This is a genomic window from Curtobacterium sp. MCBD17_008 (assembly GCF_003234475.1).
Lineage (GTDB): Bacteria > Actinomycetota > Actinomycetes > Actinomycetales > Microbacteriaceae > Curtobacterium.
This window is the reverse complement of sequence record NZ_QKTK01000017.1, coordinates 1-21,387: the sequence shown is the minus strand read 5'-3', so window position 1 is coordinate 21,387 and position 21,387 is coordinate 1. Positions and strand designations below refer to the sequence as shown.

The 21,387-nt window shown below is 70.7% G+C and carries 14 protein-coding genes; 12 read left to right on the top strand and 2 right to left on the bottom strand.

What is annotated here, in order from left to right:
• Positions 1–27 precede the first annotated feature (27 nt).
• Positions 28–495, top strand: a complete 468-nt coding sequence (locus tag DEI95_RS14100) for a GNAT family N-acetyltransferase (protein ID WP_111060637.1) — start codon at positions 28–30, stop codon at positions 493–495.
• Positions 496–508: 13 nt separating this feature from the next.
• Here the strand turns inward: DEI95_RS14100 and DEI95_RS14095 are convergent, their stop codons facing one another.
• On the bottom strand, positions 509–940 hold the full coding sequence (locus DEI95_RS14095; protein ID WP_110825038.1) for a PaaI family thioesterase: 432 nt from the start codon (positions 938–940) through the stop codon (positions 509–511).
• Positions 941–1,025: 85 nt separating this feature from the next.
• On the opposite strand from DEI95_RS14095, the gene polA reads away from it, so the two are divergent.
• The 7 genes from polA to DEI95_RS14065 all read left to right on the top strand — a co-directional run bounded on the left by polA (position 1,026) and on the right by DEI95_RS14065 (position 11,741).
• A complete protein-coding gene (polA, locus tag DEI95_RS14090) occupies positions 1,026–3,698 on the top strand; it encodes a DNA polymerase I (protein ID WP_111060636.1) in 2,673 nt (890 codons plus the stop codon).
• 52 nt (positions 3,699–3,750) lie between these two features.
• The gene (locus tag DEI95_RS14085) at positions 3,751–5,430 is read left to right on the top strand and encodes a DUF885 domain-containing protein (RefSeq protein WP_111060635.1); all 1,680 of its coding nucleotides are present in this window, start codon (positions 3,751–3,753) and stop codon (positions 5,428–5,430) included.
• A 194-nt stretch (positions 5,431–5,624) separates the two neighbouring features.
• On the top strand, positions 5,625–7,082 hold the full coding sequence (gene rpsA / locus DEI95_RS14080) for a 30S ribosomal protein S1 (protein ID WP_110825035.1): 1,458 nt from the start codon (positions 5,625–5,627) through the stop codon (positions 7,080–7,082).
• 118 nt (positions 7,083–7,200) lie between these two features.
• Complete coding sequence (coaE, locus tag DEI95_RS14075; RefSeq protein WP_110910829.1) at positions 7,201–7,803, top strand: dephospho-CoA kinase; 603 nt, start codon at positions 7,201–7,203, stop codon at positions 7,801–7,803.
• Complete coding sequence (locus tag DEI95_RS16755) at positions 7,800–8,867, top strand: hypothetical protein (RefSeq protein ID WP_181436356.1); 1,068 nt, start codon at positions 7,800–7,802, stop codon at positions 8,865–8,867. Before coaE ends, DEI95_RS16755 begins: the two co-directional genes overlap by 4 nt.
• Before the next feature lie 22 nt (positions 8,868–8,889).
• Positions 8,890–10,455 carry a class I adenylate-forming enzyme family protein gene (locus DEI95_RS14070; RefSeq protein WP_181436353.1) on the top strand — a complete coding sequence of 522 codons (1,566 nt, stop codon included), beginning with the start codon at positions 8,890–8,892 and terminating at the stop codon, positions 10,453–10,455.
• Complete coding sequence (locus DEI95_RS14065) at positions 10,452–11,741, top strand: acyltransferase (protein ID WP_111060633.1); 1,290 nt, start codon at positions 10,452–10,454, stop codon at positions 11,739–11,741. Before DEI95_RS14070 ends, DEI95_RS14065 begins: the two co-directional genes overlap by 4 nt.
• A 45-nt stretch (positions 11,742–11,786) precedes the next feature.
• Here the strand turns inward: DEI95_RS14065 and DEI95_RS14060 are convergent, their stop codons facing one another.
• Complete coding sequence (locus DEI95_RS14060; protein WP_111060632.1) at positions 11,787–13,130, bottom strand: MFS transporter; 1,344 nt, start codon at positions 13,128–13,130, stop codon at positions 11,787–11,789.
• 143 nt (positions 13,131–13,273) lie between these two features.
• On the opposite strand from DEI95_RS14060, the gene uvrB reads away from it, so the two are divergent.
• From uvrB to uvrC, 4 genes are all read left to right on the top strand, one after another.
• On the top strand, positions 13,274–15,364 hold the full coding sequence (uvrB, locus tag DEI95_RS14055; protein ID WP_110825030.1) for an excinuclease ABC subunit UvrB: 2,091 nt from the start codon (positions 13,274–13,276) through the stop codon (positions 15,362–15,364).
• A complete protein-coding gene (locus DEI95_RS14050) occupies positions 15,354–16,205 on the top strand; it encodes an SDR family NAD(P)-dependent oxidoreductase (protein WP_111060631.1) in 852 nt (283 codons plus the stop codon). Before uvrB ends, DEI95_RS14050 begins: the two co-directional genes overlap by 11 nt.
• 174 nt (positions 16,206–16,379) lie before the next feature.
• Positions 16,380–19,403, top strand: a complete 3,024-nt coding sequence (gene uvrA / locus DEI95_RS14045; RefSeq protein ID WP_258365883.1) for an excinuclease ABC subunit UvrA — start codon at positions 16,380–16,382, stop codon at positions 19,401–19,403.
• Positions 19,404–21,387 (top strand): excinuclease ABC subunit UvrC (gene uvrC, locus DEI95_RS14040; protein WP_111060630.1); only part of this gene is annotated, 1,984 nt, incomplete at its 3' end.

The following is a 21,387-nucleotide window of genomic DNA, read 5'->3' as shown; positions in this document are numbered from 1 at the left end:
GGCGGCGCCAGCTGGCAGGCTGGGCACATGGACGACGTGGTGATCCGGGCCTCCCGGTCGGAGGACATGGCGACGGTGGCCGACCTGCGGTGGCGGTGGCGGGTGGACGAGGACGGCACGGCCCCGGCCGGGACGCCCGAGGCGTTCCGCGAGGCCATGACGGCCTTCGCGCTCGCGCACCCGGAGACGCACCGGTGCGTGGTCGCCGAGCTCGACGGGGTCGTCGTCGGCATGGCCTGGCTCGCGATCGTCGCCCGACCACCGACCCCGGACCGCCCGGAGCGGTGCACGGCCGACGTGCAGACGGTGTACGTCGCACCCGAGGCCAGGGGCCGCGGTGTCGCGCAGCGGCTGGTCCGTGCGGCACTCGACCTCGCCGAGGAGGTCGGTGCGGAGCGGACGACCGTGCACTCGAGCGTCGCCGGCGAGACGCTGTACCGGCGGCTCGGGTTCGGGGACGCCCGACTGCTGCTCCAGGCGCCGCCCGAGGACTGACCGACCGCGGGGTTCAGCGAGCGTCGCGGATGATGTTCGTGATGCGCACGGTCGAGCAACGACGGCCCTCGTCGTCGGTGAGGACGATCTCGTGTGTCGTGAGGGTGCCGCCGAGGTGGATCGCGGTGCACGTGCCGGTCACACGGCCGCTCGTCGCGCTGCGGGAGTGCGAGGCGCTCAGCTCGATGCCCATGGCGTACCGACCGGGGCCGGCGTGGATGTTCGCCGCCATCGAGCCGAGGCTCTCGGCGAGGACGACGTACGCGCCACCGTGCAGGAGCCCGACCGGCTGGCGGTTGCCCTCGACGGGGATGCTCGCGACGGCACGCTCGGCGGAGAGCTCGGTGAAGACCATGCCCATCTTCTCCGCGAGTTCGCCCATGCCGCGGTCGGCGTACTCGGCGAGGCCCTCGGGGGAGCCGGTGGTGGTGGTCGCGTCGGTCATGCGTGCTCCTCGGGCGGTGGTCCTGCCCGCCGTCCTCGGAGCCGGCCCGGGGCCGGCCGTCGGGGGCCGTCGGTAGGCTGTCCGGGTGTCGGACTCCGCAAAGCCTACCCTCATGGTCATCGACGGCCACTCGCTCGCGTTCCGGGCGTTCTACGCCCTCCCGGTCGACAGTTTCGTGAACCGCGAGGGGCAGCACACGAACGCCATCCACGGCTTCATCTCGATGCTGCTCATGCTCCTCCAGCGCGAGAAGCCGACGCACCTGGCGGTCGCGTTCGACATCTCCCGGTTCTCGTTCCGCACCCGGGAGTACGAGGACTACAAGGGCACGCGCTCCGAGACCCCCGCGGAGTTCAAGGGCCAGATCCCGCTCCTGCAGCAGGCGCTCGAGGCGATGGGCATCACCACCGTCACGAAGGAGGACTTCGAGGCCGACGACATCCTCGCGACCCTCTCGAAGCAGGGCGCCGACCAGGGGTACCAGGTGTACGTCGTGTCCGGCGACCGCGACTCGATCCAGCTCGTGAACGACGACGTCACGCTGCTGTACCCGTCCGTGCGCGGGGTCTCCGAGCTCACCCGCTACGACCGCGACAAGGTGTACGAGCGCTACGGCATCGAGCCGCACCAGTACCCGGACATCGCCGCCCTCGTCGGTGAGACGAGCGACAACCTGATCGGCATCGACAAGGTCGGCGAGAAGACCGCCGTCAAGTGGATCACGCAGTACGGGTCGCTCGACGGCGTGCTCGAGCACGCCGACGAGATCAAGGGCGTCGTCGGCAACAACCTGCGCGAGCAGAAGGACCGGGCGATCCGGAACCGGAAGCTGAACCGGCTCGTCACCGACGTCGAGTTGCCGGTCGCTCCCGCCGACGTCGCCCTCCGACCGCTCGACGAAGCCGCGGTCCGCGAGCTGTTCGCGACCCTGCAGTTCCGCACGCTGCTCGACCGCGTCTTCAAGGTGGTGGGCGGCGGGGACGCGGCCGACGCCGTCACCACCGACGGCACCGTCGAGGACGCCGGTCCCACGCCGCCGCCGGTGAAGACCCTCATCGACGAGGAACTCGGTCACTGGCTCGAGCGGAAGGACGCCGCGGACGCCGAGAACGGCTACGGCGTCGCGGTCGAGGTCATCGACGGTCGTCTGAGCGCGATCGGCATCGCCACCCACGACGACGCCGTCCTCGTGCCGGGCGGCAGCGGGGCGCTCGACTACGAGCAGTTGGCCGCGTGGTTCGCCTCGGACGCCCCGAAGCACTTCCACGACGCGAAGGCCGCGATCAAGGCGCTCGGGACAGCGGGGTTCACGGTCGCGGGCGTCGCAGGGGACGCCCGCATCACCGGTTGGCTCGCGAACCCCGGCAAGCAGGGGCAGCCCCTCGCGGACCTCGTGTACCAGGAACTGGGCGAGGAGCTGCCGACCGCCGACCCGAACCAGCTCGTCCCCGAGACGGAGCCGGTCAACGTCGGCGTGCACGCCTGGTACGTGCTCCGCGTCACCACGGCCCTGCGAGCCCGCATCGACCCGAGCTCGCTGACGGTGCTCGACGACATCGAGCTCCCGCTGACGGCGGTGCTCGCGCGGATGGAGACCACCGGCGTCGGGATCGACCGGCCGGTGCTCACCGGGCTCTCCCACGAGCTGGGGGAGCGCGCCGCCGAGCTCGCGCAGCAGGCCTTCGCGGAGATCGGGCACGAGGTCAACCTCGGGTCGCCGAAGCAGCTGCAGGAGGTCCTGTTCACCGAACTCGCGATGCCGAAGACCCGGAAGACGAAGACCGGTTTCTCCACGGACGCCGCGAGCCTGGCCGACCTGCAGGAGCAGCACCCGCACCCGTTCCTCGGACTGCTGCTGCAGCACCGCGACGCCACGAAGCTCCGGCAGATCGTCGACACCCTCGACGCCGCGGTCGTCGACGGTCGCATCCACACCCGGTACGAGCAGACCGGCACGAGCACCGGACGGGTCTCCTCCACGGACCCGAACCTGCAGAACATCCCGGTGAAGACCGCCGTCGGGCGCCGCATCCGGTCCGCGTTCGCCGTCGCCGAGCCGTACACGACACTGCTCACGGCCGACTACTCGCAGATCGAGATGCGGATCATGGCGCACCTGTCCGGGGACGCCGGCCTGATCCAGGCGTTCAACGAGGGCGAGGACCTGCACCGGTTCGTCGGCGCCCGCGTCTTCGGCGTCGAACCGTCCGACGTCAGCCCCGAGATGCGCACCAAGGTCAAGGCGATGTCCTACGGCCTGGCGTACGGCCTCAGCGCGTTCGGGCTGTCGAAGCAGCTCCGCATCGAGCAGAGTGAGGCCCGCACGCTCATGACGGAGTACTTCGCCCGCTTCGGCGCCGTACGGGACTACCTCCGGAACGTGGTCGAGCAGGCGCGCGAGGACGGGTACACCGAGACGATCTTCGGCCGTCGCCGACCGTTCCCGGACCTGAAGAGCCCGAACCGGGTGCTCCGCGAGAACGCCGAGCGTGCCGCCTTGAACGCGCCCATCCAGGGATCCGCGGCGGACATCATGAAGATCGCGATGCTCGGGGTCGACGCGGACCTGCGCGACGGCGACCTCGGCTCCCGGCTGCTGCTGCAGGTGCACGACGAACTCATCCTCGAGGTCGCGCCCGGCGAGCAGGAGCGCGTCGAGGAGATCCTCCGGACCCGCATGGGTGGTGCCGCCGAGCTGAGCGTGCCGCTCGACGTGTCGGTCGGCGTCGGCCGGAACTGGGAGTCCGCGGCGCACTGACCGCGGCTCGCCTCCGGTGACCGGGGGAGCGGGGCTGGGTAGGGTCGACGACATGAGCGATGACCGTCCCGTCCGCCAGCCGTCCGCCGTCGACCAGGTCGCCGAGCAGTGGGTCACCACGCTCGTCGAGCTCGACCCGACGGTCGCCACGTACATCGGTGTGCCCGGGCGCACCGACTCCTACGGCGACACGTCCCCGGCGGGTGCCGCAGCCCTCGCCGACGCCGCTCGCGCCACCCGCCGAGCACTGGACGCCGCCGACGCCCGCGACGACGTCGACCGGGTCACGAAGGCCGACCTCGGCTCCGAGCTCGACCTGACCGTCGAGTCGTACGAGCGGAGACTGCACCTCCGGGACCTCAACGTCATCCAGAGCCCCGCGCAGTCCCTCCGGGACGTGTTCGACCTCATGCCGACCGCCACGACGGACGACTGGCAGGACGTCGCCGGACGCCTGCAGGCCCTCCCGGACGCCCTCGAGGGGTACCGGGAGACGCTGCTCGAGGGCACCCGCGAGGGCGTCACCGCCGCGAAGCGCCAGGTCGAGCTCATCGCCGAACAGGCCGGCCGGAACGGCGCACCGGACGGGTTCTTCCGGCAGCTCGTCGACGGCGCCGCGCTCGAGGGCGGGGCGCCGGTGCCGGAGCAGCTGCGCGCCGAACTGACGCGCGGGGCCGAGGTCGCCGCGGCCGCCTACCGGTCCTTCGGCGCCTTCCTGCAGCACGACGTCCTGCCGCTCTCGACCCCGGTCGACGCGGTCGGTCGCGACGACTACGCCCTGCACTCCCGCCGGTTCCTCGGCGCCGTCGTCGACCTGGACGAGACGTACGAGTGGGGCATCGAGGAACTCGCCCGGATGCGCGACGAGCAGGAGCGGATCGCGGACCGCATCGAGTCCGGCGCGAGCGTCGCCCGCGCGATCGAGGTCCTCGACGCCGATCCGTCGCGGGTCCTGCACGGCACGGACGCCCTCCGCGCCTGGATGCAGGAGACCAGCGACGAGTCGATCCGGGCGATGGACGGCCGGTACTTCGACATCGCCGACCCGATCAAGCGCCTGGAGTGCCGGATCGCGCCCACCCAGGAGGGCGGGATCTACTACACCGGCCCGTCGGACGACTTCTCGCGCGCCGGGCGGATGTGGTGGTCCGTCCCGCAGGGCGTCACGGAGTTCGGCACCTGGCGGGAGAAGACGACGGTCTACCACGAGGGCGTCCCGGGGCACCACCTGCAGATCAGCCAGGCCGTGTACAACCGCGGCGAGCTCAACACCTGGCGGCGCCAGCTCGCCGGTCCGTCGGGACACGTCGAGGGCTGGGCGCTGTACGCCGAGCGGTTGATGGAGCAGCTCGGGTTCCTCGACGACGACGGCGACCGCCTCGGCATGCTCGACGGTCAGCGGATGCGCGCGGCCCGCGTGGTCCTCGACATCGGGGTGCACCTGCAGAAGACCAACCCGGACGGCGGCGGCTGGACGTGGGAGTACGCGCTCGACTTCATGGGGCGGAACGTCAACATGGACCCCGCGTTCGTGCAGTTCGAGGTCGCGCGCTACTTCGGGTGGCCGGGTCAGGCCCCGTCGTACAAGGTCGGGCAGCGGGTCTGGGAGTCGATCCGGGACGACGTGGCCGCCCGCGAGGGGTCGTCCTTCGACCTCAAGGCGTTCCACCACCGCGCCCTGGCACTCGGCGGCGTCGGGCTCGACACGCTGCGGAGTGCGCTCGTCGGCTGACCGTGACACGCCCGGTTGTGGGCGCCGGTCCCGCTGGATAGACTTGTGCGGCGCAATCCGCGCCAACAACACACACCGCCACGGTGGCTCGCACCGGGTCCGACAGGTCGCACGACCTGCAGGACCGGATCGCGGACCGGGGGTCGCTCCCTCGCCGCCTGGCCCGACTCATGTCCGTTCGGAGCAATCTCTACATGACAACCACCACGACCAAGGCTCCCAAGCAGGTCGCCATCAACGACATCGGCTCGGCTGATGACTTCCTGGCCGAGGTCGAGAAGACCCTGAAGTTCTTCAACGACGGAGACCTCATCTCCGGCACCGTCGTGAAGATCGACCGCGACGAGGTCCTCCTCGACGTCGGGTACAAGACCGAGGGTGTCATCCCCTCGCGCGAGCTCTCGATCAAGCACGACGTCGACCCCAACGAGGTCGTCAACGTCGGTGACGAGGTCGAGGCCCTGGTCCTCCAGAAGGAGGACAAGGAAGGCCGCCTGATCCTGTCGAAGAAGCGTGCACAGTACGAGCGTGCATGGGGCGACGTCGAGAAGATCAAGGAGTCCGACGGTGTCGTGACCGGTACGGTCATCGAGGTCGTCAAGGGCGGTCTCATCGTCGACATCGGCCTCCGCGGCTTCCTCCCGGCCTCGCTCATCGAGCTGCGCCGTGTCCGCGACCTGACGCCGTACCTCGGTCAGGAGCTCGAGGCGAAGATCCTCGAGCTCGACAAGAACCGCAACAACGTGGTCCTCTCGCGCCGCGCCCTGCTCGAGCAGACGCAGTCCGAGTCGCGCACCACGTTCCTCAACAACCTCCACAAGGGCCAGGTCCGCAAGGGCGTCGTCTCGTCGATCGTCAACTTCGGTGCGTTCGTCGACCTCGGCGGCGTCGACGGTCTCGTCCACGTCTCCGAGCTCAGCTGGAAGCACATCGAGCACGCCAGCGAGGTCGTCGAGGTCGGTCAGGAAGTCACCGTCGAGATCCTCGAGGTGGACCTGGACCGCGAGCGCGTGTCGCTCTCGCTCAAGGCCACGCAGGAAGACCCGTGGCAGGTCTTCGCCCGCACCCACGCGATCGGTCAGATCGCGCCGGGCAAGGTCACGAAGCTCGTGCCGTTCGGTGCGTTCGTCCGCGTCGCGGACGGCATCGAGGGTCTCGTGCACATCTCGGAGCTCTCGAACAAGCACGTCGAGCTCGCCGAGCAGGTCGTGTCCGTGGGCGACGAGGTGTTCGTCAAGATCATCGACATCGACCTCGACCGTCGCCGCATCTCGCTCAGCCTCAAGCAGGCCAACGAGGGCGTCGACCCGGAGAGCACCGAGTTCGACCCGGCGCTCTACGGCATGCCGACCGAGTACGACGACAAGGGTGACTACAAGTACCCCGAGGGCTTCGACCCGGAGACGAACGAGTGGCTCGAGGGCTACGACACCCAGCGCGAGGAGTGGGAGCGTCAGTACGCTGCCGCCCAGGCCCGCTGGGAGGCCCACAAGGCCCAGGTCGCCAAGTCGCTCACCGAAGAGGCGCAGGGTGGCTTCGACCTCCCGGCCGCTGCCTCGTCGTCGTTCACGAGCGAGACGACCGGCGCCGGCACCCTCGCCGACGACGCGTCCCTCGCGGCACTCCGTGAGAAGCTCAGCTCGACCAACTGAGCACCGCTCGATCGACTGATCGAGTCGAAGTGACCGGAGCCCGGTCCTGATCGTCCCGCACGGGGCGGTCGGGCCGGGCTTCCGGCGTTCGTGGAGCCGTCCGTGCCACGCTGTCGTCGTGCGCATCATCGGACTCACGGGCGGCATCGCCGCGGGCAAGTCGACGGTCTCCAGGCGGTTCGCCGAACACGGCGCGGTGGTGGTGGACGCCGACCAGCTCGCACGGGACGCCGTCGCTCCGGGCAGTGCTGGCCTCGCCGCGGTGCGGGAGCGGTTCGGCCCCGCGGTCGTGACGGAGGAGGGCGAGCTCGACCGTCCGGCGCTCGGCGCGATCGTGTTCGCGGACGCCGCCGCCCGGAAGGACCTGGAGGGCATCACCCACCCGGAGGTGTGGCGTCTCGCGCAGGAGCGGTTCGACGCCGCCGGGGCCGCGGACCCCGACGCGGTCGTCGTCTACGACGTGCCGCTCCTGGCCGAGGCGGCCGGCGCACGCCCCCTGCGCTTCGACGCCGTCGTGGTCGTCGACGCCCCGGCCGCGGTCCGGGTCGAGCGGCTCGTCGAGCACCGTGGCATGGCGCGTGCGGACGCCGAGCGACGGGTCGCCGCCCAGGCGTCGGACGCGGATCGTCTCGCCCTCGCCGACCACGTCGTCGACGCGACCCGCTCGGTCGAGGACACGATCCGCTCGGCGGACGAGGTCTGGGCCCGACTCGTCCGATGAGGGCTCATCACCGCCTGCTCGTCGTCGCGGTCCTCGTCCTGGTCGCGATCGGTCTGGCCTCGCTCGTCGGCGCGAACGTGCTCGGCGGGCAGCGGGTCGCCGAGGGCGGGCGGCCGGGGTTGCCGCACCGTACGCTCGGCCCCGAGGAGACGCCGCACGACGTCTTCCACCGCTTCCGTCTGGGCTCCATCGACGGCGAGCGGTTGTCGCCGAACCGGAACGACTTCGCCGCCCGGACCACACCGGACGGTCCACTGCTGCTGTTCCTGCCGGCCACGCGGTCGAAGCCGGCCGAGTACCAGCGCTTCCTGACGACGGCGCTGGGCGACGGGTACCACGTGCTCGGCCTCGACTACTGGAACCTCGGCAAGACACTGTCCGCGACGTGCGAGGCCGATGCGCGCTGCTACGGACAGGTCCAGCGGAACCGGTTCGACGGCACCCGGAGTTCGGAGTACAGCAGCGTCACCCCGGCGGGCTCGATCGTGTCGCGGTTCCGGGACGCGGTGGCGCACCTGGACGAGGTGGACCCCGACGGCGGCTGGGGGCGGTTCGTGCAGGCCGACGAGGACATCACCTGGGGGGACATCGTCGTCGCCGGCCACTCACAGGGCGGAGGCGAGGCCGCGTACATCGCCCACATCCGGCCCGTCCTCGGTGCCCTGATGTTCGCCGCGCCGGTGGAGTCCGTCGGTCCGGTCCACGCGGCCTGGATGGACCGCCCCGGCCGGACCCCGGCGACCCGCATGTACGCGCTCGACGACGTCCGCGACTCCTACCGACCGAGGATCACCGGTTCGTGGACGGCGCTCGGACTCGAGGGACGGGGCGGCGCCGGTGGCACGGGCGGGCCCTGGCGGACCCGGACCGCTCCGCCACGTCCCGGGGCCGACCCGCACGCGATCCTGACCAGGCTGCCCGGCGGTGATGCCCGCCACGCGCACTCCCGGGTGGTCAAGGACACGACCCCGCTCGACGAGCACGGCGACCCGCACATGCTCGCGTTGTGGCAGTGGTTGCTGCACCGGTTCCCCACGCCCGACGTTCCCTCCGCGCGGTCATAGGCGACGGAAATACGATGGGACGGTGCAGCACGACGGCGATCCCTCCTCTCCCACCTCCCCGGGCGTCCCCGACAGCGGGGACGACCCGGCGACCGCGGTCGGTGGACCGCCGACGCTGCCCGGGCTCGCCGACCTCGTCCGCCGCCGAGCCGAGCAGGACGGCGACCGCTCGTACCTCGAGGACGCCCGCTCGGACCGCGTCCTCACGTACCGTGCGCTGCACGACGCCGTGACCGCCTGGTCGCGCACCTTCGACGCGATCGGGATGCCGGCCTCCGGCGGTGTCCTCGTCGACGTCGGCGACCCGCTCGCCTTCGCCGTCGTCCACCTCGCCGCGGTCGCCTCCGGGCGCCGGTCGGTCCCGGTCGACACCGGCCAGCCGGCCACCGAACCCGCTCGGCTCGCAGCCCTCCTGGGGGGTGCGGTCATGGTCGTCTCCGACCGTCCGGAGGACGCGACCGTCGCCGGAGCGCCGGCCGCCGGTGTGAACGCGGCCACGTACCTCCCGACCGGGGTGCGTGACGGCGACGTGGCGGAGGGTGTGCCGGACGCTCCCGGACAGGGCTCGGTCGTCCTGTTCACCTCCGGGTCGACCGGGACGCCGAAGGGCGTCGAGCTGCCGGAGTCACAGCTGCTCGCCGTCGCCCGCGCCGTGGCGGAGCACAACCGGCTGACCGAGCACGACCGCGGGTTCAACTCGCTGCCGCTGTTCCACGTCAACGCCGAGGTCGTGGGCCTCCTCGCCACCCTCGTCGCCGGCGCGACGCTCGTGCTCGACCGCCGGTTCCGACGGACCGACTTCTGGGAACTGCTCGAGGAGCGCCGGATCACCTGGCTCAACGCGGTGCCCGCGGTCCTCGCGGTCCTCGCCAAGACCGGTCCGTTGGCGTTCCCGGAGACGCTCCGCTTCGTCCGGAGCGCGTCGGCCCCGCTGCCCGACACGGTGCGCGCCGCCCTCGGGAACGTCCCGCTCGTCGTGAGTTGGGGCATGACCGAGGGAGCCAGCCAGATCACCGCGACGCCGCTCGGCGCACCGGCGCGACCCGGGTCCGTCGGACTGCCCGTCGGTTCCGAGGTGCAGGTCCGCGGCGAGGACGGTGCGGTGCTGCCGGCCGGCGAGATCGGTGCGCTCTGGGTACGGGGACCGGGCATCGTCCGGTCGTACCTGGGTGGACGCGCGGCCGACCGGTTCGACGCCGACGGGTGGCTGTCGACCGGGGACCTCGGGTCGGTCGCACCGGACGGCTGGGTGTCCCTCGCGGGCCGCTCCGACGACGTCATCAACCGCGGCGGCGAGAAGGTCTACCCGTCGGAGGTGGAGGACGTCCTGCTGCGTGACCCTCGCGTGCTCGAGGCCGTCGTGGTCGGGCGGCCGGACGACGTGCTCGGTGCCGTCCCCGTGGCCTACGTCATCGCGCAGGAGGACGTCGACACCGCGGGCCTGCTCGAGGACCTCGCGGCGCTGGCGGAGTCCGCCCTGACCCGGTTCCGTCGGCCGGCCGAGATCTCCCTGGTGCCCGACCTCCCGCGCGCCCCCACCGGCAAGGTCCAGCGGGCCCGCGTCCGAGCCATGGCCGAGTCACGGTGAGCGCGCGTCCCACATCGACCGGGCACGACGCCGCGAGCGCAACGACCGGCACGAGTGCGACCGCCACCGATGCGGCCGGCACCACTGCGGCCGACAGCACTGCGGCCGGCGCCACTGCGGCCGACACCACGGGCACGACGACGGGTGTGCAGACGCCGACGCGGACGGCGTCCGGGCGCCCGCGCCACCTGTACGAGGTCGACGTCCTGCGCATCCTCACCTTCGCCTGCGTCATCGGCGTCCACACGACGAGCCACACGGTCGCCTCCGACGACGTCGGGCTCTACGCCGTGCTCGGCCTGCTGCACTTCACCCGGCTGGTCTTCTTCTCGCTGACCGCGTTCGTCCTGGTGTACAGCTGGTCCCTCCGCCCACGGCCGCTCGCGCAGTTCTGGCCCCGCCGGTTCCTGCTCGTCGGCGTGCCGTACCTGGCCTGGTCGTTCGTGTACGTCGTGGCGGCCTGGCTCATCGACGGGACGACCCGTGGGGACGTCCCGGCACTCGTGACGACCGCAGCCGAGGGGATCGTCACCGGGACGGCCTGGTACCACCTGTACTTCCTGCTCGTGACGATGCAGGTGTACCTGCTCCTGCCGGTGATCGTCTGGTTGGTCAGGGTCACCCGGCGGCACCACGTCACGCTCCTGGTGGTCTCGTTCGTCGTCCAGCTGGCCGTCTTCGCCGCCTACAAGTACGAGCCGCACTCGATCGACTGGTTGCACGGCTACCAGAAGCAGTTCTTCTTCTCGTACGTGTTCTTCATCGTGGCGGGTGCCGTCGCCGCGGACCACGCCGATGCGTTCCTGCGCTTCATCCGCGAGCACCGACGGGCCGTCCTGTGGGCGTTCGCCGGGGCCGGTGCCGTCACGCTGGGGGTCTGGTGGGTGCAGGTCGGCCTCGGGCAGTCCCTCTACGCCGCCGGTACTCCGCTGCAGCCCGTCCAGGTGTTGTGGAGCACCGCGGTCTTCGTCGGGTTCCTGACGATCGGCGCCGCGTGGGCGGACCGCCGCCGCGCCGACAGCCCACTGGCCCGGGTCGTCGACTACGCCTCGGACCGGTCGTTCGGGATCTTCCTCAGCCACCCGTTCGTGATCTGGATCCTGCTGTACGGGGACAGCTGGCTCGAAGCCGTGGTGCCGAAGCCGTGGCTGACGCTCGTGACCGTCGTGCTCGTCCTCGTGCTGTCGGTCGCGGTGACCGAGGTGTTCCGGTGGACGCCGCTCAGCGTGCCGCTCACCGGCCGCCCGTCGCGCGCACGACGCCGCGTCGCGCGCACCGCCGCCTGAGCAGCCCTGCCGGTCCGGGGTGCTGTGGGCCTCCCGGCCGTGCGGTCAGGGGGTCCCGCCGCGCTCCGCTGCCGGGACACCGGTCTCGAGCACCCCGTCCGTCATGGTGAGCCGCTGGGGCTTCATCACCCACGCCACGACGGCGGCGGCCGCGAGGAGGGCGCAGGAGATCCCGAACGGGATCTGCCAGCCGGAGGCCTCGATGAGCGTGCCGAAGACGATGGGCGAGACGACGCCCGCCACGCCGAAGCCGGTGTTCATGAAGCCGGACGCGGTGCCCGACCACTGCGGCGCGACGTCCATCGGGATCGCCCACAGGTTCGCGTTGCAGAGCTCGAGGAAGAAGAACGACAGCGCGAGCGACACCGTGGCCACGGTGAGGCTCTGTCCGGCGACGAGCAGGGGCAGCAGGCACACGAGTGATCCGCCGAGCCCGACGACCAGGACCACCCGGCGCGCGTGGCGGCTGTCCCCGCCGCGGTGGATGATCCGGTCGCTCAGCATGCCGCCGACGGTGTCGCCGACGACGCCGGCGAGCAGCACCGCGGTGGTGAACCACGCGAAGGCGGTGATCTCGAGGTCGTACTCGTCGCTGAGGAAGGTCGGGATCCAGGTCAGGAACACCCAGAGCGTCCAGCCGTAGCCGAAGTCGACGAAGGAGACCGGCAGGATCTGCTTCGCGAGGGCTCGCCACGGGACCGGCGGCCGGGTCGCCCGGGTCTCCACGGGCGGGAGCTCCGCCAACTCGGTCGCGGTGATCCCGCGGGCGTCCTCGGGGCGGTCCCGGAAGGCGACGAACCAGACGATGCCCCAGGCGACGGACAGGAGGGCCGTGGCGAAGAAGGCGAGTCGCCATCCGCTGATCGCGATGAAGTACGCCACGAGGAGGGGCGCGAGGGCGTTGCCAAGGCGGGCGGCCGAGTGCACGACGCCCTGCGCGAAGCCGTTCCGGTCGCGCGGGATCCACCGGCTCATCGCCTGGGTCGCGGACGGGAAGGCGGCCGCTTCGCTGAGGCCGAGGAGGAGCCGTGCGGCGAGCAGCGTCCAAAACCCGACCGCGAGACCGGTCCAGAGCGTCGCGACGCCCCACACCACGGTGATGACGAAGAGCGCGCGGCGCGGACCCGCCTTCTCGCTGATCGTCCCGCCGAACACCTGGAGCAGCGCGTAGGGGAGTGAGAAGGCCGCCACGACGTACCCGGCGGCGGACTCGGTGAGCCCGAACTCCTCGGTGATGTGCGGCAGGGCCGTGGAGATGTTCGTCCGGTCGATGTACGAGATCGCGTACATGAAGCAGAGCAGGACGAGCACCCGGCCGCGGATGCGTCCGCGGAACGGGGTGCCCTTCGTCGGGATCGGTGCTGGCGCCGCAGCGGGGGCCGTGGTCATGGGGCCTCTTCGGTCGGGTTGCTGAACGGACCGGAGGCTACGACCGTCGCCGATCAGGACCCTCGGAGTCCGCTATCAGGTGACAGTACGCCGTGGGCGAGCAGAACCGTCCGATGTCGGCAGCCGCGCCTACTGTGGACAGCATGGGAGTCGCCGTCAAGCCCACGCGTGCCATCCGTCCGTTCGAGGTCGTCAGTGAGTACTCGCCGAGCGGTGACCAGCCCGCGGCGATCGCCGAGCTCGCGGGCCGCATCAACGCCGGTGAGACGGACGTGGTGCTGCTCGGCGCCACGGGTACCGGCAAGTCGGCGACGACGGCGTGGCTGATCGAGCAGGTGCAGCGGCCGACACTCGTGCTCGCGCACAACAAGACGCTGGCCGCGCAGCTCGCGAACGAGTTCCGTGGGCTCATGCCGAACAACGCCGTCGAGTACTTCGTGTCGTACTACGACTACTACCAGCCCGAGGCGTACGTCCCGCAGACCGACACCTTCATCGAGAAGGACTCCTCCGTCAACGCCGAGGTCGAGCGGCTCCGGCACTCGACGACGAACTCGCTCCTCAGCCGACGGGACTCCGTCGTGGTGTCCACCGTCTCGTGCATCTACGGCCTCGGCACGCCGGAGCAGTACATGAACGCCTCGGTGGCGCTGCACATCGGCCAGACCATCTCGCGCGACCAGCTCGTGCGGAAGTTCGTCAGCATGCAGTACCAGCGCAACGACGTCGACTTCGCCCGTGGCACCTTCCGGGTCCGCGGCGACACGCTCGAGATCATCCCGATGTACGAAGAGCACGCGATCCGCATCGAGATGTTCGGGGACGAGATCGAGGCGCTGTCCTCGCTCCACCCGCTGACGGGCAACGTCATCGACGACCTGCCGGCCGTGTCGATCTTCCCGGCGTCGCACTACGTCGCGGACACCGACGTCATGCACCGGGCGATCAGCTCCATCAAGGAGGAACTCGCCGAACGACTCGCCGAGCTCGAGGGCCAGGGGAAGCTGCTCGAGGCCCAGCGGCTCCGGATGCGCACGACGTTCGACATCGAGATGATGGAGCAGATCGGCTTCTGCTCGGGCATCGAGAACTACTCCCGGCACATGGAGGGCCGCGGCCCCGGGGAAGCGCCGCACTGTCTCATCGACTACTTCCCGGACGACTTCCTCCTCGTCATCGACGAGTCGCACGTCACCGTGCCGCAGATCGGTGCGATGTACGAGGGCGACGCCTCCCGCAAGCGCACCCTCGTCGAGCACGGGTTCCGGCTGCCGAGCGCGATGGACAACCGCCCGCTGAAGTGGGAGGAGTTCCTCGACCGCGTCGGGCAGAAGGTCTTCCTGTCCGCCACCCCGGGCAAGTACGAGCTCGGCATCACGGACAGCGTCGTCGAGCAGATCATCCGTCCGACCGGCCTGGTCGACCCCGAGATCGTCATCAAGCCGAGCGACGGCCAGATCGACGACCTGCTCGAGGAGATCAAGCAGCGGACCGAGAAGGACGAACGCGTCCTCGTCACCACCCTCACCAAGCGGATGGCGGAGGAACTGACCGACTTCCTCGGGAACGCCGGCGTGCGTGTGCGGTACCTGCACTCGGACGTGGACACCCTGAAGCGCGTGGAGCTCCTGACCGAGCTGCGCCAGGGCGTGTACGACGTCCTCATCGGCATCAACCTGCTCCGCGAGGGTCTCGACCTGCCCGAGGTCTCCCTCGTCGCGATCCTCGACGCCGACAAGGAGGGGTTCCTGCGGTCGTCGACGTCGCTCATCCAGACGATCGGTCGCGCGGCCCGCAACGTGTCGGGTCAGGTGCTCATGTACGCCGACAAGATGACCGACTCGATGAAGCAGGCCATCGAGGAGACCGACCGGCGGCGTGAGAAGCAGGTCGCCTACAACCTCGAGCACGGCATCGACCCGCAGCCGCTCCGCAAGAAGATCGCGGACATCACCGAGGTCCTGAACCGCGAGAACGACGACACCCGCGAGCTCCTCGAGCGTCGCGGTGGCGGCGTGCGGGACGGTCGACGTGCCCCCACGCCGTCCCTCCGTCGCGAGGGCATCGCGGGCGAGGGTGCGACCCAGCTCGAGGCGACGATCGCCGACCTGAACGACCAGATGCTGCAGGCCGCGGCCGAACTGAAGTTCGAGCTCGCGGCCCGGCTCCGCGACGAGGTGCAGGACCTCAAGAAGGCGCTGCGGCAGATGGAGTCCGCCGGCCATGTCGTCTGAGCCGGGGGAGCCGTCGGCGTCGGACGACGCCCGTCGCACGGTCGTCGTGACGGGCGCCAGCGCGGGCCTGGGGTACCAGGCCGCCGAGCAGCTGGCCGCCGCCGGACACCGGGTGGTCCTCGCGACCCGGAACCCCGAGAAGGCGACCGCGGCGGAGCGGAGCATCCGGGCCGTCGTCCCCGACGCGACACTCGAGCACGTGCACCTCGACCTCGCCGACCTCGGCTCCGTACGGTCCGCGGCCGACTCGCTCGCGGCGCTCGGACCGGTGCACGCGGTCCTCAACAACGCCGGGGTGGTCGGCTCGCGCGAGCGACGCTCCACCGCCGAGGGCCACGAGCTGCAGATCGGCACGAACCACCTCGGCCACTTCGCGTGGACCGGTCTCGTGCTCCCGCTGCTCACCGCCATGGGTGGTCGGGTCGTCCACCTCGGGTCCATCTCGCACCGCTGGGTGACACTCGACCACCACGACCCGCTCGGAGCCGGGCACTACAACGGCTACCGGCAGTACGCGCGGAGCAAGCTCGCCGTGATGCTCTTCGGGTTCGAACTCGCGCAGCGGCTCGCCGACGCCGGGTCGCCCGTGACGAGCGTCGTGGCGCACCCCGGCCTCGCGCTCGACTCGTTGACCGGACGGGGCACGGCGACCGGCCGTCCGGGTGCCCACGGCGTCGGGACACCGGGTCCTGTGTCCTCGGGCGGCGAGCCCGCCTGGATCGGGCCGGGCCAGCGCTGGATCGCGCAGGGCAAGGACGCCGGTGCGGTGCCGCTCGTCCACGCCGCCGTCGGCACCGACGTCCGGCCCGGCCAGTACTGGGGTCCGGCCGGCTGGTTCTAGCTCCGCGGGCCTGCGGCCGTCGTCCCCGCCGAGCCGCGCGCACACGACCGCGGCGAAGCGGCGCGGCTGTGGGCCGCGAGCGAAGACGCCTCCGGGGTCGCGTTCGCTCTCGACGCACTCGGCTGATCCGCACCGGCGGACGATTGTCGGAGCGGCTTCGTAGAATCGTCTGCGATGACCATCACCTCTGACCGCGGAACCGCCATGTCCGACCCGGATGACTTCGACGAGCCGTCGGACCTGCACCTGCCCGGTGGGACGGCTCCGCACGACACGTCGACGCTGAGCGTCCGTGGCGCACGCGTGCACAACCTCCGCGACGTCGACCTCGAGATCCCGCGCGACTCGCTCGTCGTCTTCACCGGACTGTCCGGCTCCGGCAAGTCCTCGCTGGCGTTCGACACGATCTTCGCCGAGGGGCAGCGGCGGTACGTGGAGTCGCTGTCCGCGTACGCGCGCCAGTTCCTCGGCCAGGTCGACCGGCCGGACGTCGACTTCATCGAGGGCCTGTCGCCCGCGGTGTCGATCGACCAGAAGTCGACGAACCGCAACCCGCGGTCCACGGTGGGCACCATCACCGAGGTCTACGACTACATGCGTCTGCTCTGGGCGCGCATCGGCATCCCGCACTGCCCCGTCTGCGGTGAGGTGATCAGCAAGCAGAGCGTGCAGCAGATCGCCGACCAGCTCATGACGCAGGAGACCGGCACCCGGTTCCAGGTGCTCGCGCCGATCGTGTCGAAGAAGAAGGGCGAGTTCGTCGACCTCTTCCAGGAGCTCGCCGCGTCCGGCTACGCGCGCGCGATCGTCGACGGGGAGCGCATCCAGCTGAGCAACCCGCCGACGCTCAAGAAGCAGGTCAAGCACGACATCTCGGTCATCATCGACCGACTGGTGGCGAGCGACGACATCCTCGGCCGTCTGACCGACTCCCTCGAGACGGCGCTGCGGCTCACGAACGGCACCGTCGCGATCGACCTCGTCGACCACGAGGGCCCCGGCGCGGTCCGGACCTACTCCGAGAACCTCTCGTGCCCGAACAACCACCCGCTCGCGCTCACCGAGATCGAGCCGCGGACGTTCTCCTTCAACGCGCCGTTCGGCGCCTGCCCCGAGTGCTCCGGCCTCGGCACGCGGATGTCGGTCGATCCGGACCTCGTCCTCGGCGACCCCGAGGCCTCCCTGGCCGACGGCGTCCTGTTGCCCTGGACCGGGACGAGCGGGCTGTACTCCTACTTCGAGAAGCTGCTCGCCGGTCTCGGCAAGGAGCTCGGCTTCCGCCTGGACACGCCGTGGAACCAGCTGCCCGCGTCGGTGCAGGCCGCCATCCTCACCGGCAAGGACTTCGAGGTCTCGGTGTCCTGGAAGAACCGCTTCGGCCGCGAGATGCGGTACACGAGCGGGTTCGAGGGCGTCATGCCCTACATCGAGCGCAAGTTCGCCGAGGCCGAGACCGACTCGCAGCGCCAGCGGTTCCAGGGCTACCTGCGCGAGGTGCCGTGCCCCGTGTGCGACGGCACCCGCCTCAAGCCGGAGGTCCTCGCGGTGACGGTGGACGGCCGCAGCATCGCCGACGTCACGGACATGGCGCTCGACGAGGCCTACGGCTTCATGGCCGACATCACGCTCACCGCGCGGGAGGCGCACATCGCCGCCGCCGTGCTGCGCGAGATCCGGGCGCGGCTCGAGTTCCTGCTCGAGGTCGGCCTCAACTACCTGACCCTGGCGCGCGGAGCCGGCGGTCTCTCCGGCGGCGAGGCGCAGCGCATCCGGCTCGCGACCCAGATCGGGTCCGGTCTGACGGGCGTGCTGTACGTCCTCGACGAGCCGAGCATCGGGCTGCACCAGCGCGACAACCGCCGGCTCATCGACACCCTGGTCAAGCTCAAGGACCTCGGCAACACCCTCATCGTCGTCGAGCATGACGAGGACACGATCCGCACCGCGGACTGGGTCGTCGACATCGGTCCGGGCGCGGGCGTCAACGGCGGCAACGTCGTGCACTCGGGCTCCTACGCGGACATGATCGAGAACCGCGAGTCGATCACGGGTGACTACCTGGCCGGACGTCGGGCGATCGAGATGCCGTCCGAGCGCCGGAAGGTGAACCGCAAGCGCGTCATCAGCGTGCAGGGTGCGCGGGCGAACAACCTCAAGGACGTGGACGTCGACTTCCCGCTCGGCGTGTTCACGGCGGTCACGGGCGTGAGCGGCTCCGGCAAGTCGACGCTGGTCAACGACATCCTCTACAAGGTGCTCGCCAACCAGCTCAACGGTGCCCGGCACATCGCCGGCAAGCACACCCGCGTGAAGGGCCTCGACCAGCTCGACAAGGTCGTGCACGTCGACCAGGCGCCCATCGGCCGGACGCCGCGGTCCAACCCGGCGACCTACACGGGCGTGTTCGACCGCATCCGGCAGCTGTTCGCCGAGACGCAGGAGGCGAAGACCCGCGGGTACCAGCCCGGGCGCTTCAGCTTCAACGTGAAGGGCGGTCGCTGCGAGAACTGCTCCGGCGACGGCACGATCAAGATCGAGATGAACTTCCTGCCCGACGTCTACGTCGCGTGCGAGGTCTGCGGCGGTGCCCGGTACAACCGCGAGACGCTGCAGGTGCACTACAAGGGCAAGAACATCTCCGAGGTGCTCGACATGCCGATCAGCGAAGCGGCCGAGTTCTTCGAGCCGATCTCCGCGATCCACCGCTACATGGCGACCCTCGTCGACGTCGGCCTCGGGTACGTCCGGCTCGGGCAGAGCGCCACGACGCTCTCCGGCGGCGAGGCCCAGCGCGTGAAGCTCGCCACCGAGCTCCAGCGCCGTTCGAACGGCCGCACGGTGTACGTGCTCGACGAGCCGACCACGGGTCTGCACTTCGAGGACGTCCGCAAGCTGCTCCTCGTGCTGCAGAGCCTGGTCGACAAGGGCAACACGGTGATCACGATCGAACACAACCTCGACGTCATCAAGTCCGCCGACTGGCTCATCGACATGGGGCCCGAGGGCGGTTCCGGCGGCGGTACGGTGCTCGCGACCGGCACGCCGGAGCACGTCGCCGACGTCCCCGAGAGCCACACCGGGGTCTTCCTGCGGGAGATCCTCGACGCCCAGGACGCCCGCGTCGGCAAGCAGCGGTCCGTGCAGGGCCGACAGGGCGAGGTGCGCGGCGCCGCGGCGGCGAAGGCGGGTGCTCGGTAGGTGGCGGACACCGTCGCATGGCGTCCGAAGGCCGGTGAGATCCCGACCGACCCGGGCGTGTACCGGTGGCGCGACGAGGCCGGCCGGGTGCTCTACGTCGGCAAGGCGAAGAACCTCCGCGCGCGGCTGAGCAACTACTTCGCGCCGTTGCCGACGCTGCACGAGCGCACCCGGCGCATGGTGCTGACGGCGCGCAGCGTCGAGTGGACCACGGTCGGTTCCGAGATCGAGGCGCTCCAGCTCGAGTACACCTGGATCAAGGAGTTCGACCCGCCCTTCAACGTCAAGTTCCGCGACGACAAGTCCTACCCGTACATGGCGATCACGATGGCGGACGAGGCGCCGCGGGTGATGGTCACGCGCAACCGCAAGATCAAGGGCGCGAAGTACTTCGGGCCCTACCCGAAGATCTGGGCGGTGCACGACACGATCGACCTCATGATCAAGGTGTTCCCGATCCGCACCTGCTCGGAGTCGTCGTACAAGCGCGCGATGCAGACCGGCAAGCCGTGCTTCCCGGGGCAGATCGGCAAGTGCGGCGGGCCGTGCTCGCAGCGGGTCACGATCGAGGAGCACCGGGCGCTGGTCGAGGAGTTCGTCCGCTTCATGGGCAGCTACGACCGGCGTGTGATCACGCAGCTGCGGCAGCGCATGGCCGCCTCGGCCGACGCCATGCAGTACGAGCAGGCGGCGCGCTACCGGGACCAGGTCGAGGCCCTCGAAGCCGTGCTCGAGAAGTCCGCCGTGGTGCTCAAGGACTCGGTGGACCTCGACCTGTTCGGCATCGCCGAGGACGAGCTCGCCGCCGCCGTGCAGCTGTTCTCGGTGCGGGGCGGCCGGATCCGCGGTGTGCGCGGTTGGGTGGTCGACAAGGAACTCGACATCAGCACCGGGGACCTCGTCGAGCAGATCGTCCAGGGCGTGTACGCCGGGACGGACCTGCCCGCCGGTGCCGGTGGCGAGGAACCGCCGCGTGAGGTCGTGGTTCCGGTCCTGCCCGACGACGCCGACGCCCTGCAGCAGTGGCTCAGCGACCGCCGGGGTGGTCGTGGCACGAAGCTCAGCACCGCCCAGCGCGGGGACCGTGCCGGTCTGGCCCGGACCGCCTCGCAGAACGCCCAGCAGGCGCTCATGCTCTACAAGACCAAGCGCTCGGCCGACTACACGACCCGTGCTGCGGCCCTCGCCGACATCCAGGAGGCCCTCGGCATGACCGAGGCGCCGCTGCGGATGGAGTGCTACGACATCTCGCACCTGCAGGGCACCAACGTCGTCGCCTCGATGGTCGTCTTCGAGGACGGGCTGCCCCGCAAGGACCAGTACCGCCGGTACACGATCGCCGAGACGACCGACGACACGGACAGCATGTACCAGGTCCTCACACGGCGGCTCGCCCGCCTCGACGAGGACGCGGCCCTGCCCGACGTCCCCGATGCGACCGTGGACGACGTGGTCGAGGGCACGAAGCCGACGAAGCGCTTCGCGTACCGGCCGCAGCTCCTCGTGGTGGACGGTGGGCAGCCGCAGGTCGCGGCGGCGAAGCGCGCGCTGGACGAGGCCGGGGTGACCGACATCGCGCTCGTCGGGATCGCGAAGCGGCTCGAGGAGCTCTGGCTGCCCGACGACGACTTCCCGGTCATCCTGCCCCGCAACTCCGAGGCGCTCTTCCTCATCCAGCGCCTGCGTGACGAGGCCCACCGCTTCGCGATCACGCACCAGCGCACGCGGCGCAAGCGGGACGTCAAGTCGCAGCTGTCGGAGATCCCCGGGCTCGGGCCGAGCCGTGTCGCGGCGCTGCTGAAGCACTTCGGCTCGGTCACCCGGTTGCGGCAGGCCACCGCGGAGGAGGTCGGCGAGGTGCCCGGTGTCGGGCCCGCGACCGCGGCCGCGGTGGTGCGCAAGCTCACCACCGTCCCGGTGAGCGCCCCGGAGTCGGCCAGTGCTCCCACCCCGACCAGTGCTCCCACCCCGGCCGGTGCACCCA

Coding starts and splice junctions, on each gene's coding strand:
- uvrB (WP_110825030.1), top strand. CDS start 13,274: ATGGGAGTCGCCGTCAAGCCCACGCGTGCCATCCGTCCGTTCGAGGTC.
- DEI95_RS14095 (WP_110825038.1), bottom strand. CDS start 940: ATGACCGACGCGACCACCACCACCGGCTCCCCCGAGGGCCTCGCCGAG.
- uvrA (WP_258365883.1), top strand. CDS start 16,380: ATGACCATCACCTCTGACCGCGGAACCGCCATGTCCGACCCGGATGAC.
- DEI95_RS14060 (WP_111060632.1), bottom strand. CDS start 13,130: ATGACCACGGCCCCCGCTGCGGCGCCAGCACCGATCCCGACGAAGGGC.
- rpsA (WP_110825035.1), top strand. CDS start 5,625: ATGACAACCACCACGACCAAGGCTCCCAAGCAGGTCGCCATCAACGAC.
- DEI95_RS14100 (WP_111060637.1), top strand. CDS start 28: ATGGACGACGTGGTGATCCGGGCCTCCCGGTCGGAGGACATGGCGACG.
- DEI95_RS16755 (WP_181436356.1), top strand. CDS start 7,800: ATGAGGGCTCATCACCGCCTGCTCGTCGTCGCGGTCCTCGTCCTGGTC.
- DEI95_RS14050 (WP_111060631.1), top strand. CDS start 15,354: ATGTCGTCTGAGCCGGGGGAGCCGTCGGCGTCGGACGACGCCCGTCGC.
- DEI95_RS14085 (WP_111060635.1), top strand. CDS start 3,751: ATGAGCGATGACCGTCCCGTCCGCCAGCCGTCCGCCGTCGACCAGGTC.